Here is a 14,708-nt window from a genome sequence, read left to right on the forward strand (position 1 = left end):
GGAAGGTGGCGACGTACAGGAGGCATGGATTCGCCTTAACCGCTCAAGCCACGGCGAAGCCGAAAATATGGGAGGATGGATGTGGTTTTTAGAGAAATTGACAATTAAATTTCCAGCATGAATCCTGATTTCCTATGCTATAATATAAATGGTTTATTTTGGTAATATAGGGAGGGAGAAGGATGGACAAGCAAAAACATGCCTCTGGCATGCCCATCAACCAGGACAAGGGGAAAAAAATGCGAACCGCATCCGTAGCGAAGAAGGTGGCCGCAGGCACACTCGGTTTAAGTCTGCTGCAGGTGCCTTTGTTGGTGTCGGCGGCTTCCGGCGTAAGCCTTGTAGAGAAAGCAGCAGCGCCGCAAGCAACCCAAAGCAGCGGTTCGGACGCATCCAAAGGGCAAGGTCCGGCCGATGCCAAGATTACGAAAGCCCAAGCGGAGGCGCGGACAAGAACGTTGTTTCCAATTTTGAAGGAGGCGAGGCTGGAGAGAATTACTTATGGGGAGCAGAATGTGTTCCCGCCCAATACGAAAAAGATCTGGGTACTGAACTGGTCGATTCAAAAGGGAAACAACTCGTCGGGCTTCAGTACCGAAGTGGACGCCATGACGGGAGACATCCTGAGTTTCTATTATCCTTCCATGTGGCCAGATGAAAGTTCCAACACGGCTTATTACCCTCCGGCGGTATCCAAACAGGAAGCGGAAAAGATTGCCGAGACGTTTATCGCTAAAGCGGCTCCCTCGATCAAAGCCGGAACGTTCAAGCCTTCGACCGAATTCGGTTTTTCGTCCAACCAAGCATTGTTCGGTCCGGTTCGGTATAGCTTTGGGTATTCGGTGGACGTCAACGGACTTCCGGCCGATAATGAGTTCGTGAGCGTTGAAGTGGATGGAAACGGGAATATCGTCCGTTTTAACCGAAGCGCTTACCAAGGCGATTATCCATCCGCCAAAGCCGCTATCAGCAAAGAGGAAGCGGAGAAGCGTCTTGAGCAAGGCTTGTCCGTAGAACTTGCTTACATATCGTCGACGCCGCTTTTTAATACGTCCTCTAAACGAGAATGGAAAATCGGCTACATTCCGGACCGGACTTTGGTGCCTACGGATGCCAATTCCGGCAAGGGGATCGATACGATTTGGGGAAAAGATCTGGATAAAGCCAATCAAGCGGTTCGTTATACCGCATTAAAGCCTTCCAATAAAGCGTTCACCCCGCATAAAGGTGGACAGTTGACTGCGGACCAAGCGCTGAAGCTTGTGCGGGAAATCGCCCCCGGCTCGGAATATCAACTCCAATCCAGCTTAGGGAACTATTGGTACGGGAACAAGCAGGTTTGGAATTTGAACTGGAACAAACGAACTCCCGGAATATACCAGGAAAGCAATAAAAGCGCAGTCGTGGATGCCGAGACGGGGCAGCTGCTCTCCTATAACGAGTTCCAACATCCCGGAAGCGGGCCGGCCAAAGCCTCCGCTCCTGCCGTGACGGCAGCCCAGGCTCAAACCAAGGCGATCGAGCTGGTGCTCGCCCATTATCCGAATGCCGCGGAAGACCTGAAACTGTCGGATGCTCAAACGTTGAACCCGTCCTCCTCAAAGACAGTTTATCAATTTGTGTTCCAACGTTTTTATAAGGATTTGCCCGTCTACGGAAGCACGGTAAGCGTCTCGATCGACGGCGGCGGCAATTTGCTTAGCTACAATGCGGACAATGCCCCCTCCGACGCGGATCTCAAAGCGATGGATGGGTTAACAGCTAAAGTCAGCCCGAAAGAAGCGCAGGAGCGTCTGCTGAACGAACTCGGCGTGGAGCTGCGGTACATCAGCAGCGGCGGCTACTCCGTGGATAACACGTATGTGGAGCCTAAAGTTCGGCTGGCGTATGTTCCAACGTTCCATAACAACAGAAACCTCGGTTATGTCGATGGGGTCACGGGCAAAGCGGAAGCCTTTTTTCAGCTGCCCGATCCGAACAAAGGACCTAGCCCCGAGCTTCCAAGCGATGCGGTGAACCACGCGGCTAGCAAGGATCTGGCCACGCTCCTTGAATATCGGGTCCTGTCTCCGGCGGAAGACGGCCTGCTGCATCCCGATGCGGAGGTGACCTTGGGCGATTGGATCCAGATGATCGCTAAAGGGCTTTATCCCGACCAGAGCTATTACGGGGGCCGCATCCAGCAGCCGCTTTATGCCGATGTTCCGGCGGACAGCCCGATCGCTCAAGCGGTGCAGCTGTTTGCGGATAAAGGGTGGTTGGGCGACGTGAAATCTTCCGAACTGCATCCGGAGCAAAAGTTGACCCGTGAAGCGGCAGCCTCCAGCCTGACCACGGTTCTGCATTACAACCGTTTGTCCAAGTTCTTCCAGCAGGATGCGCAGGCGTTGTCCCTCTCGGACGCAAGTGCCATCAAGGACAAAGGAGCCGTCGCGCTTATGCTGAAACTTGGCCTGATGGAAGCGCCAGGCGGGAAATTCGACCCTGCGAAGCCGGTCACGCGGGCGGAAGCGGCGACCATCCTGGTACGGCTGGCACATCTGCAAGGAAACGTGGATACGCCGCTTAATCAAAGATAATATGATCCTCTAGAGAATACCTAAGGAACGCCGTTTTCGGAAGCGGGGAATCCCGATCCCGTGAGAACCGCAGTCACTTTGACTGCGGTTCTGTGCTGTCAATATCCCTATTCGTCTTCAAACATCCACCGATTTTAGTTCGCAGCCGATGGATGTTTTCTTTTTCTTTTCTAATAACGCCGGCGGCGATAGAATATAGGAATAAGAGACTTACCGACGGGTCCGTTACGGACAACCTGAAATTGGGGGTGCGCCATGCCGTTTTTCAAACGTCCCAAATTGAACATTTACTTGAGGCTGGTCTTCACTTTTCTGTTTATCGTCGCTCCGCTTTACGCTGTCAGCGCCCAGATGAACCGCGTTGGGGAAAAGTCCGTAAAGGAGGAAATCTCCGGCTCCATGCTGGCTAAAGTGCATTTCTACATGGCTTCGTTGGATCTGGATTTCGGCAAAATGATCAGGCTGGGCAGAGAATATATTACGGATGACGATATCGGTAAACTCAGCGTAGCAGCTTCCGTTATGCCTGATTTCGAAAAAACGAAAGCGATGCTGCGCTTGCAGAAGCAGATGCTGCTCCTCAAGGCTTCCAGCAGCTATATTGCCAACGCCAGCATTCACATCTCAAGGCTGGACCGGACGATCTCCTCCAACAACGGGGTGGACGCGACCCCAGAGGAAGAATTCCAAGCGCTCAGCGCATCGAAACAACGCGGCTATTCGCCGCTCATCGCCTGGAACGGCCGTTTGTTTATCAGCCTGCCGTACCCGGAATATATCCTTTCCGAAGAAAAGCCTTCTTACCTCGTCGATATAGAAATCAATCAAAAGGAAATCGCCAAGGCCTTGGGGGACATGATCGACAACACGCAGGGCGGTGCTCTTCTGATCGACGATCGCAACCAATGGAGCATCTCGAGCCTGCATCGCCCGGAAACGGAAACGGCGCTGCGCGAATGGGTTTCCGGCCAAATCAGGTCGGGAGCCCCGAAGGGGGTCGAGACCATTCGGATTGGCGCGAAAAACTACTTTATCGGTTATGAACATTCCGCCTCCATGGGGGCCGTCCTTCTGACCTATTTGCCTCAGGATAGCGTGCTGGGGCCTTTGAGCACATACCGGAATTGGTTTCGCTTTTTTTCGGTCCTCTCCATCTTTATCATCGCTTATTTTTCCTATGTCATTTATCGCTTGATTCACCGACCGCTGCGAACTTTGGTACGAGCCTTCCGCTCGGTCGAACACGGGAATTTCAACCATGTGGTTTCCTCCCGCTTTAAGGATGAATTTTCATACCTGTACATCCAATTCAATGCCATGATCGACCATATACGCGTGTTGATCCATGAAGTGTATGAGCAGAAATACCGGGCTAAGGTGTCGGAATTCAGGCAGCTGCAGTCCCAGATTAATCCGCATTTTCTTTACAACAGTTTTTATACCCTTTCACGCATCGCGAAAAACGAAGATTACGAAGGGGTAACCACGTTCGCTCAATATTTGGGGCAATACTTCCAATTCGTTACCCGCGACGGCGCCGGCGAAGTAACGCTGGAGGCGGAGTGGATGTTCGCCAAAACGTATATCGATATTCAAGCATTCCGTTTCTCGAACCGAATTACCGTACGAGTGGACGATCTGCCGTCGGCATACAAAAAACGGGAAGTTCCCAGACTGATTCTCCAGCCGCTCATCGAGAACGCATATAACCATGGGCTGGCGAACAAGAAAAAGAACGGTGAAATCGCCATCACCTTCGAAGCTTCCGGGAACCAGCTGATGATCGTCGTGGAGGATAACGGCGAAGAATTGACGGATGATCGTTTAAAAGACATGCAATCCAAGCTGGCGTCGGAGAAAACCCCGCTCGAGACGACCGGATTGGTCAATGTGCACCGGAGGATTCAAATCCAATTCGGGGAACACTTCGGTCTTCGGTTATCAAGAGGAAGCTTGGGCGGTTTAAGGGTCGAAATGATCATTCCTTTGGAGGGTGAGGGCGGATTATGAATCGGTTGCTGATCGTTGATGACGAACCCATTATTGTCGACGGAATTTATCGGCTTTTGCAGGAAGAAGATGATTTGCACTTGGACCTGCATCGGGCTTATGGCGGAGACGAAGCCTTGGAAAAACTGAATGCTTTCCGGTTCGACATCGTGTTGTCCGATATTTGGATGCCGGGCATGTCCGGCCTTGACCTGCAAAAGCATATCAACGAGAGGTGGCCGTCCTGCAAAGTCATTTTTCTGACCGGGCATCCGGATTTCAACTATGCACAGACGGCGATAAGGAATCATTGCGTCGATTACATTCTCAAGACCGAAAGCGACGATGCGCTGCTGCGCAGCGTCCGAAAAGCCATCGAATTGCTTCATTCCGAGCGGGTGAATGCCGGATTTCTCGAAAAAGCAACGGAACAGTTTCAGTTAGCCGTACCGACGCTGCAAAGGGAGATCCTCCGAGGATTCTGCGAAGGCATCCAATCGCTAAAGTCCTTGAAACCCGAATTGCTGAGGGACTTGTCCATTCCCCTTGCGCTTCATGAGAAAGTCCTGCTGGTAATGGGACGGGTCGATTGCTGGCCTCCCCATATTACGAATGCCTCGGATAAAATGCACCTGATGTTTGCCATCCATAACATCGCGAAGGAATATTTGGCTCCTTGTGCGCTTCAATCCGTCAATGTGGAGCAAAATCGCTTCTTTTGGCTGATTCAGCCTAAGGAGGGAGCGGAGCCGGGTTCTTCGTTCCCATCGGACTGGTCCCGGACCTTGCGTTTCGTTCATGGCACCTTGGAAATGATTCAGTCGACCAGCCTGGAGCTGCTGAAGATCCCGCTTTCGTTTGCCGCCGGAAAAGAGGAAGTGGAATGGAGGGAAATCCCGGTCCGTTATCAGAAACTGCGTGCGGAGCTTGGCCGCGGGCTGGGGATCGGGCAGGAAACGATTCTTATCGAGGACCAGCAAACGGGGGAATATTCGCTGGATGAGAGCGAAATCCGGAAGCAAACCATTCGCAATGTGATTCGAAAATGGTCGGGAAACGACTATGTCTCCGATGAGGAGAAGCAGGAGATGCACAAGCTGCTGGCCAAGCTTTCCAACCTGATGGATCCTTTTTATGAGGATACGGGCTTTTTTCTGGAAGTATACTATGCCATGGCTTCCCACCTCTTGACCCAGTTGAACCGCTGGGGCGAAGATCCTGCCCCGCTGAAGGACGTGGAGGTCGACAAGCTGTCCCACTATCAGCTGCATCCCGCAAGAAAGGACGCCTTCCACTATTTGATTCAGACGGCGCTCCGGCTGATTGAAGCAAGGGATCATGAGAAGAAGGAACATACGAATCAAGTGGTGCATCGATTGAATCGTTACGTGGAGGATCACCTGGATTCCGATTTATCCTTGACGACATTGTCCGATCTCGTACATCTGAATCCCTATTATATGTCCAGACTGTATAAACAAATGACGGGAATCCATCTGCCCGATTACATTACCGATGAACGGATCAAGAAAGCCAAAGAGCTGGTGGTCGAATCCCGCCTCAAAATGCATGAAATATGCAAAAAAGTCGGATTCGAATCACCCGCTTACTTTACGCGGATCTTCAAAAAGAAAACAGGCTGTACGCCTCAAGAGTTCAGAGAAATGCATCAGTCGACCCGCAACTGATGGTTAGGGGACAATCGTGAGCTCAAGGAACCCGGTGCGAAATGCATCGGGTTTTCTTATTCAAACGATCACTGCTCGGAGTTTGGCATTGTCGTACAAATCGAGCAAGGAATGTGCAATTCTTATTATGGGAAAGGGTCAACATGTCACTTTATAATAGGGCTACGGACCTCGGAGCATCCGATCCAAGCTGCTTGTTCTGAGCTCGGCAAGCTTAGCTGGGCCGCGGATCGCGAGGGTTGAAATGCGATAACAGAAACGGGAGGGTACCCATGAAGACAGTTAAGACTATGATAGCGCTTCTTGCCGTCAGTTCCATGATCGTCGTTTCCGCTTGCGGTTCATCCACGAAAGAATCTTCCGACGCCAAGCCGAATGGCGGGCCGGATACGAATGCCGCCGAAGCCCCTGCTGGACCACTCAGCAAATACGCGACGCCTATCGAAGTGACAACGGTCAGAACCGCCGATTCTTCCATGAAATTCACCGGCGGCGATACGATCGAAAATAATGAGTGGACCCGCGCCTACAAGGATGAGCTGGGGATCCATCTGAAATATAAATGGATTGCCACCAGCGGCGATGATGCGACCCAGAAAATGAACGTCATGATTGCCTCGGGAGATCTCCCCGATATTATTCCGGTCAACGCAAATCAACTGAAACAATTGGTCGACGCCGACATGGTCGAAGATATGTCGGACGTTTATGCAAAATATGCGACTCCGCTCGCCAAAAAGTTTATGGACGGAACACAGCTCGATTCGGCCAAATTTAACGGGAAATTGATGGCCATACCGAATACGAATTCGTCCATTGACGGGGCAAACGTTCTTTGGGTACGCACCGATTGGCTTCAAAAGCTGAAGCTGCCGGAGCCCAAAACGATGGATGACGTTCTCAAAATCGCGGAAGCCTTCGCCAAACAGGACCCCGATGGAAACGGGAAAGACGACACCTTCGGCATGGGGATCAACAAAGGGATCGGCGGCGGTGGCATCATGGGACTGGGGGGCTTTTTTAACGGCTTCCATGCTTATCCGGGCGCTTGGGTCAAAGACAATTCCGGCAGCCTTGTCTACGGCTCCATCCTGCCTGAGACGAGGTCGGCACTCCTAAAACTGCAGGAAATGTACAAAAACGGATTGCTGGATAAGGAATTCGGCGTGAAGGACGGCAGCAAGACGGGCGAAGATGCCGTCGCAGGCAAAATCGGATTGTATTATGGGGCGATGTGGAACCCGATCAATCCGCTGCAGAAAGGCAAAGATTTGGATCCTAAGATGGAGTGGGGGGCATACAAAATCGTCTCCGTTGATTCTGCTCCTGCAAGACCGCAAGTCGGAAATCCCGTATTTGCCTATTATGCGGTGAAGAAGGGGGCCAAAAATCCGGAAGCGGTCATGCAAATGGTCAACCTGTTCATCGAGAAGGGATGGGGAGAAAACGCGGACTTCAGCCATTTCTTCAGCTCTCCGGATGGAATCGAACTGTTTAAGCACGCACCGTTTAATGCCTGGTCTCCCACGAAAAACCTGGACGTGCACCTGGCTGTCATCGAAAGCTTGAAGACCGGAGACACGTCCAAGCTGAACGGTGAGCAGCGGGCCACGTACGAGAAGATCAAGCAATTCAATAACGGGGACAACAAGCAATGGAACCAGGCCCGGGTGTTCGGCGAATCCAGCTCGTTTGCGGTCATCAACCAGTATCAAAAAGAGAACCTGCCGCTGATGAACGAGTTTTTCGGCGCCCCGACCAAAAGCATGGGGGACAAAAAGGCGACGCTCGACAAGATGGAGCTGGAGACGTTCACCAAGATTATTATGGGCGAGCCGATCAGCGCGTTCGATAAATTCGTCGAAGACTGGAAAAAGCTTGGCGGAAACGATATGACGAGCGAAGTCAACGAATGGGCAAAATCGGTCAAGTAATCGAAAGTGAAAATACGATGACAGAACATGATTTCTCAACCTGAAAGAAGGGCAGGCGATCAAATGACTTTCAAGAAATGGAGGCATGAATTGCCGCTGCACTTTATGCTTCTGCCGGCGCTTGCCGTCCTTGCCGTATTCAGCTATTGGCCGATGGTCGGAATTGTCATTGCGTTTCAGAAGTTTTACCCCAATAAGGGATTCTTCGGGTCGGAATGGGTCGGCCTGGACAATTTCCTTTATGTCTACCATCTCCCGGGAATATCTCAGATCCTATACAACACGATCTTTATCGCGGTCATGAAAATCATCGCAGGTCTGGTGGTCCCCCTTACGGTTGCGCTTCTCCTGAATGAGCTGGCGAGGGAGCGGATCAAACGGATGATCCAGACGCTGATCTATTTGCCCCATTTTTTGTCCTGGGTCATTTTGGGAGGCGTTCTGATCGATGTATTGTCGTTGAAAGGAATCCTCAATCAGTTGCTGGGATGGTTTGGAATCGATCCGATTTATTTTTTGGGCGACAACCACTGGTTTCCTTATGTGCTGGTCATTACGGATACGTGGAAGGATTTCGGGTTCGGCACGATCGTTTATTTAGCAGCGCTTACGGGCATCGACCAGTCGCTGTACGAAGCGGCCGAGATCGATGGGGCAAGCCGCTGGCGGCAGACGCTCAACATTACGATTCCCGGAATTTTGCCGGTCGTCGTCCTGATGACGACGCTGAGCCTGGGGAATGTGCTGAACGCCGGTTTCGACCAAGTCTTCAATCTTTACAGTCCGCAAGTATATGAAAGCGGGGATATTATCGATACGTTCGTCTACCGGATCGGATTGATCGATGCGCAATACAGCGTGGCGACGGCCGTAGGACTGTTCAAATCCGTCGTGTCGCTTCTGCTGATCTCTTCCTCTTACCTGCTGGCTTACCGGTTTGCCGGATACCGAATCTTCTGACGGGGAGGTGATCTCATGGTTCAAAAACGGGGAATAAGCCGTACCTTGTTTATTGCGATCAACTATACGTTACTTATCGCTATTTCAATCCTTTGCCTGCTGCCGCTCATTCACGTGCTTGCGGTATCGTTTAGCTCGAGCGCGGCGGCGATGGGCGGTCTGGTGAAATTATGGCCGGTACAATTTACTCCCAGCGCTTACGAATACGTGCTGAAAAAGCCTGAATTTCTGGATGCCTTATGGATTACGGTGAAACGTGTCGTGCTCGGCGTTTCCATCAGCATGTTTCTCACCATTTTGACCGCATATCCGCTGGCTAAAGAGAAATCGAAGTTCAGGTGGAGAACGCTGTATGCGTGGCTGCTTGTGCTGACCATGCTGTTCAACGGCGGCCTGATCCCTTGGTATATGACGATTAAGTCCCTAGGGCTGCTGGATTCCATTTGGGCCTTGGTGCTGCCGGGCGCCGTGCCGGTTTTCAATGTGATCCTGCTGCTGAATTTTTACAGGGGACTGCCCAAGGAATTAGAGGAATCGGCTTTCATGGACGGAGCCGGGCACTGGACGACGCTCTGGCGGATCTACGCTCCGCTGTCATTGCCGGCACTGGCTACGATCGGGCTGTTTACAATCGTCGGCCATTGGAACAGCTGGTTTGATGGTCTGATTTTGATGAATTCGCCGGAAAACTACCCGCTGCAGAGCTACTTGAGAACCATCATAGTAGGCCAAGACCTGACGATGCTGACTTCAACCGACTTGTCCCTGCTTCAGGATTTATCGGAACAAACGATAAAAACGGCACAGATTTTTCTTGGCGCATTGCCGATTATCCTGGTGTATCCGTTCCTGCAGCGCTTCTTTATCAAAGGGATCGTCATGGGCAGCGTAAAAGGATGAAGAGGGGGATGAATGCAAACATGCGCGTGCCGGATACGTGGAGAAAAAACTTCGAAAAGCCTCCGAAATTGCTGGGAACCTTATTTTGGCTGCATGGCACGGAAAGTCCCGATGAGCTCAGGAAGACGTTCGATTTGGCCGTCGGCTCCGGGATCGGGGAGCTTACGCTGGAGTCCAGGCCCCATTGGGACTATCTCGGACCGAAGTGGTGGTCGGATTTGAAACTGGTTCTGGGCTGGTGCCGGGAAGCCGGCGTAAGCGCCTATTTGTTCGACGAAAAATGGTACCCGAGCGGAGTGGCGGGCAATACGATCCAAAAGCTTGATCCGGCGTTTCGGCGTTCGTCGATGCGTCTCCAATATGTGCGTTACCGCGGACCGCTAAACCGGGTAAGCTTGATGCCTCCTTGGACGAACCGGAGCAGGTCCGTGGTGATGAGCGTCTATGCTTATCCAAAAACGGACGGGGTCATCGCTTACGATCAGGGGATCGATTTGACCGAACGGCTTCAACGTCCCGATTCTCCGCATATGCACGGGATCGTGCACGGCATTCGTTGGGACGTTCCTCCGGGAGAGTGGATCGTTTGCTTTACGGTCGAAGACAGGGCGGATAATTACATTGATCCTCTTCACCCGGGAGCCGTTCAAGCCTTCATCGACCGCGTGTATGAATCGTCGAAAACGGAAATCGGCGCATATTTCGGCCATCCGGTCCAAGGCTTTTTCTTTGACGAGCCGGCCTATTTCAATCATGAACAGGAAATCCCCTGGGGATACGACCTTCGCAATCGGTTCATTGAAGCTAGAGGGTATGACCCGATCCCTTATATGCCTGCCTTGTGGCTGAGGGAGGAAAGCAGGGGAAGCGAATTTTTCGTCTTCGATTACTATGACTTTTTGAACAAAACGTATGCCGAAACGTATTGCCGGCCGATACACGAGTGGTGCCGACATCACGGACTGAAATATATCGGGCATTGGTACGAGCACGAAGCAAGTCCGACGCACGGGGAGCGATACATGTTTCATGAACGGACCACGGAAGGGCCGGGCGATTTTTTCGAGGTTTCCCGTTATGCGGATGAAGGCGGCATCGACGTCGTATGCAATCAGATTATTCCGGGACACCGCAATCGGGATTATTGGGGACTGCCCAAGTTGGGCAGCTCCGCCGCCCATGTGTACGGCTTCAAAGACGATTTGGCCATGTCGGAGACGTTCGGGGCCTACGGCTGGCACCTCGGACTAAAAATGATGAAGTGGCTGACGGATTGGCAGGCCGTCAGAGGAATTAATCACTTCATCCTGCATGCCTTCAACCCGAAATGGCCTGATCTGGATTGCCCGCCCTATTTTTATGACGGGGGACGTAACCCGCAATGGCCGTATTTCGCGGCATATGTCCATTACGTAAATCGGCTTTCGTATTTTTTTCGCGAGGGAACCCACGTTGCGTCAATCTTGCTAGTCTATCCGGGAGCGCTGGGCCTTGCCGGCGCTTCGACTCCGATCGAGGATGTGCAGCAGGTGCTTCAGGAAAATCAATACGACTACGACCTCGTTCCGCAGCAAGAGCTGCTGCAGAACTCCAGCATCGCCGAGGGCAAACTTGGGCTTCGCAATGAGAGATACGCTGCGGTCGTTGTTCCCGGCGTAGAGATCTTGACGGAAGAACTGCTCGATAAGCTGAACGAGCTGGCTGAGCAGGGCATCCCGGTCGTATTCTTCAACCGGATGCCGACGCAGGTCGTGAACCGTAGGCGGGAAGTTTTGCCGCGGACGGCGCTCAGTGCTTCGCCGGGCTTGCATCTGGCAAGCGACGCATCGGCGCTGCCGGAGGTGCTCCGTCAATGCGGCGTTCCGGCGCAGTTGCCCTTTGCCGGTACCGGCGGGGAACATTTGCGCATCCTTCACCGAATAAGGGAAGGGCATTCCCTATGGATGGTCAGCAACGAAGATGTAGACGATGCCGTCGACGGTTGGATCTGCTTTCCGGGGGAACCGGGGGTCGACATCGTGCAGGCCTGGGAGCCGTTGACCGGTGAACGATGGATGCTGCCTTCGCCGGGCGGGAGTTCCAGGCGGGAGTTCCGCCTGCGTCTTCCTCCTTACCGTTCGTTAATGCTGATCCCGTCAGCCATGGATGACCAGGGTGACCAAGATGCATCGCACCTTCCCGTTCCGGCGGCTTATACCGAAAACGAGCGCCTGATTGGCGTAAAGGACGTTGACGGCAGCCAGATCCGGTTTGATTGGCAGGGAGGAGCAAGAAGCGGATTGTCGTCGTGGCTGCAGCTGGACCCTTCTTTTTCCGGCACCGTCGCATACGAGTGGGAAATGGATGTATCTTCGGCCGATCTGGGCGCGGCTAAGCGGATGATTCTGGATCTCGGTCAAGTGGAGGAAATAGCGGAGGTGACCGTGAATGGCGCGTCGGCCGGATGCAGCTTTGTGCCGCCATATCGTTTTGATGTCACGCTATGGCTGTTTCCCGGTATGAACCGGTTTAAAGTATGCGTCACGAACGTTGTATCGAACCGCATGAGCAAGGCCGCCGAGCTAGAGGATGCCGGACCCGATTGGAAGGAACGCCGCGAAATGTTTTCCGTTCCGAAGGAAGGCGGGCTTCTCGGACCTGTTCGGTTGGAAATCCATGACACGTTAGGAAGTGAATGCGTTGGACATCATCCGTAAGCTGGACGGGGCATTCCGACTGTCCTGTCTCGGTGCCGGGAGTTTGGACATCAAAAAGGACTGGGAGGGAAATCCATGAATCGCAAACCGGGGGACTGGAACATCGGCATTTCGTTCAGCTTAGCCAACCCGATCGACTTCAACAAAATGGCCGAATCCGGAATCCGTTGCATGGAGTTGACATGGCAGCCGCTTGATATTTTCGATCCGGAAGTCAAACGAAGATGCGATGAGGCGGTGGACGCAGCCCGTGGACTGGGCATCGAAGTTTGGTCGCTGCATATTCCGTTCGGTACCGATTGGGATCCGTCCAGCCTGGATGCGGCCACCCTGGAACAAGTCATCGCCAAAGTCCGCCGCCTGTTCGGCTACGCCGCGGATTGGGGGATTCGGACGCTTGTATTCCATCCCAGCTGGGAACCTGTGCCTGCGGAAGAACGGGCCCAAAGATTGCAGACCGCCAAGCAAACCCTCGGCCTGCTCTCCCAGGAAGCGGCCGCGAACGGGCTAAGGCTGGCAGCCGAATGTCTGCCCCGCACTTGTCTCGGACATTCAGCCAGCGAGATGGAATTTCTGACGGCAGGGAATCCGGCGCTCGGCGTATGCTGCGACGTGAACCATTTGTTTAAGGAAACACCTCAGCGGTTCATTGAGAGGCTGGGGGATCGGATCGTGACGACGCATATTTCGGATAATGACGGAACCGACGAAAAGCATTGGATGCCCGGAAAGGGCAATCTGCAGTGGCATGACATTCTGCGTGCATTTGCTGAGGCCGGCTACCAAGGACCCATGGTGCATGAAGTCAGAAACCCGGACCCGCTTGACATCGCGGCGAACTGGCATGAAATCATTAACGCAAATTCAAACCTATGAGGAGGGTTATACCATGAACATTCGAAAGCTCAATTTCAGGACGCGCCTGCTGCTGATCGTGATGACGGCGGTAACCTTTACGGTCGTGAATCACCAAGCATCCGCGGATCCCGGCCTGCACAAGGATTATTGGATTGCCGTGACGGACCAGGGATCGGAGCAGATCCGGGTTTACGATCCGGAGAAAGTGGATTGGAACCAATCCAACGCATTAAAATGGTCTTGGTCGCCCACCGAAAAAAACGGCTTCGGGGGACTGCTTCAAGGCTGGGGGCTTCCATCGGACGTGAAGCTGAGGGAAGGCAAGACCGGCGGAAAATATATGGTCGTGACCGACTCCAGAGGGCTTGCTGCTCTTGTCCCATATCCGTCGGGCAACAGCAGGGCCTGGGGGGTGATCGTTGGCGGAAACCCGCATGCAGCCGAATTGCTTCCGGACGGAAACGTAGCGGTTGCCGCGAGTGCCGGCGGTTGGGTGCGGGTTTATACGGCTTCGCAGGGAGCCGATTCATCGACGTATACGGAATTTTCGCTGCCGGGGGCGCACGGCGTGCTGTGGGACCCGGAGCAGGGCGTGCTGTGGGCGCTGGGAGATTATGATTTGGTGTCCCTGAAAGTGAAAGGAACGCCGGCGGCCCCGATTCTGGAAGAGGTTCACAGAAAGCGGCTGCCCACCAATTGGGGACATGATCTGTTTGCGGTTTATGGGGATACCGACAAGTTATGGGTCACCTCCAATACGCAGGTATATCAATACAGCAAATCGGCCGATTCCTGGTCTGAGGATTATCCGGGAGCGGGCGAAATCAATCATCATTGGGTAAAAAGCGTAGGCAACCAGCCGTCCGGCCAAGTCGTCATGACGAACCAGAAAGCGGGCACGAAATACACGTGGACAACGGATACCGTCGATCTGTATCAACCGGATGATCAACGTCTGGTTGCCGGCGGCGCGTTTTATAAAGCCCGGATCTGGAATTCGGATTACCAATAAATCTGATATGGGGAAGTTTGGATAAATTTTTCGAAGCCGCGTACATCGCGGCTTTTTTGTTTTACGATAGATCCATGCCCCTCAGGGGGACG

At 53.0% G+C, this 14,708-nt stretch carries 9 protein-coding genes; all 9 read left to right on the forward strand.

The genetic code is table 11. The annotated features are described in order from the left end of the window. Positions 1–182: 182 nt before the first annotated feature. The 9 genes from MKY58_RS12215 (at position 183) to MKY58_RS12255 (ending at position 14,616) form a co-directional block, all read left to right on the forward strand. On the forward strand, positions 183–2,579 hold the full coding sequence (locus tag MKY58_RS12215) for a YcdB/YcdC domain-containing protein (protein WP_339324754.1): 2,397 nt from the start codon (positions 183–185) through the stop codon (positions 2,577–2,579). Positions 2,580–2,834: 255 nt separating this feature from the next. Next, positions 2,835–4,589, forward strand: a complete 1,755-nt coding sequence (locus MKY58_RS12220; RefSeq protein WP_339324755.1) for a histidine kinase — start codon at positions 2,835–2,837, stop codon at positions 4,587–4,589. Next, entirely contained in the window at positions 4,586–6,256 is a 1,671-nt protein-coding gene (locus MKY58_RS12225; RefSeq protein ID WP_339324756.1) for a response regulator, read from the forward strand. The genes MKY58_RS12220 and MKY58_RS12225 overlap by 4 nt, the downstream gene beginning before the upstream one ends. 272 nt (positions 6,257–6,528) lie before the next feature. Then, positions 6,529–8,190, forward strand: a complete 1,662-nt coding sequence (locus MKY58_RS12230) for an extracellular solute-binding protein (RefSeq protein WP_339324757.1) — start codon at positions 6,529–6,531, stop codon at positions 8,188–8,190. Between the two features lie 63 nt (positions 8,191–8,253). After that, positions 8,254–9,150 (forward strand): ABC transporter permease subunit, encoded by an 897-nt coding sequence (locus tag MKY58_RS12235; protein ID WP_339324758.1) that lies wholly within the window; start codon positions 8,254–8,256, stop codon positions 9,148–9,150. 15 nt (positions 9,151–9,165) lie between these two features. Beyond that, on the forward strand, positions 9,166–10,050 hold the full coding sequence (locus MKY58_RS12240) for a carbohydrate ABC transporter permease (RefSeq protein ID WP_339324759.1): 885 nt from the start codon (positions 9,166–9,168) through the stop codon (positions 10,048–10,050). An 8-nt stretch (positions 10,051–10,058) separates the two neighbouring features. Further along, on the forward strand, positions 10,059–12,746 hold the full coding sequence (locus MKY58_RS12245; RefSeq protein ID WP_339324760.1) for a glycosyl hydrolase: 2,688 nt from the start codon (positions 10,059–10,061) through the stop codon (positions 12,744–12,746). A 75-nt stretch (positions 12,747–12,821) separates the two neighbouring features. Next, complete coding sequence (locus tag MKY58_RS12250) at positions 12,822–13,622, forward strand: sugar phosphate isomerase/epimerase family protein (RefSeq protein ID WP_339324761.1); 801 nt, start codon at positions 12,822–12,824, stop codon at positions 13,620–13,622. Between the two features lie 13 nt (positions 13,623–13,635). Beyond that, positions 13,636–14,616 (forward strand): DUF6528 family protein, encoded by a 981-nt coding sequence (locus MKY58_RS12255; RefSeq protein WP_339324762.1) that lies wholly within the window; start codon positions 13,636–13,638, stop codon positions 14,614–14,616. Positions 14,617–14,708: the final 92 nt, after the last annotated feature.

The organism is Paenibacillus sp. FSL W8-0194 (genome assembly GCF_037969745.1).
GTDB classification, from domain to species: domain Bacteria; phylum Bacillota; class Bacilli; order Paenibacillales; family Paenibacillaceae; genus Paenibacillus_AQ; species Paenibacillus_AQ cookii.

Coding starts and splice junctions, on each gene's coding strand:
- MKY58_RS12250 (WP_339324761.1), top strand. CDS start 12,822: ATGAATCGCAAACCGGGGGACTGGAACATCGGCATTTCGTTCAGCTTA.
- MKY58_RS12240 (WP_339324759.1), top strand. CDS start 9,166: ATGGTTCAAAAACGGGGAATAAGCCGTACCTTGTTTATTGCGATCAAC.
- MKY58_RS12235 (WP_339324758.1), top strand. CDS start 8,254: ATGACTTTCAAGAAATGGAGGCATGAATTGCCGCTGCACTTTATGCTT.
- MKY58_RS12215 (WP_339324754.1), top strand. CDS start 183: ATGGACAAGCAAAAACATGCCTCTGGCATGCCCATCAACCAGGACAAG.
- MKY58_RS12220 (WP_339324755.1), top strand. CDS start 2,835: ATGCCGTTTTTCAAACGTCCCAAATTGAACATTTACTTGAGGCTGGTC.
- MKY58_RS12255 (WP_339324762.1), top strand. CDS start 13,636: ATGAACATTCGAAAGCTCAATTTCAGGACGCGCCTGCTGCTGATCGTG.
- MKY58_RS12245 (WP_339324760.1), top strand. CDS start 10,059: ATGAATGCAAACATGCGCGTGCCGGATACGTGGAGAAAAAACTTCGAA.
- MKY58_RS12225 (WP_339324756.1), top strand. CDS start 4,586: ATGAATCGGTTGCTGATCGTTGATGACGAACCCATTATTGTCGACGGA.
- MKY58_RS12230 (WP_339324757.1), top strand. CDS start 6,529: ATGAAGACAGTTAAGACTATGATAGCGCTTCTTGCCGTCAGTTCCATG.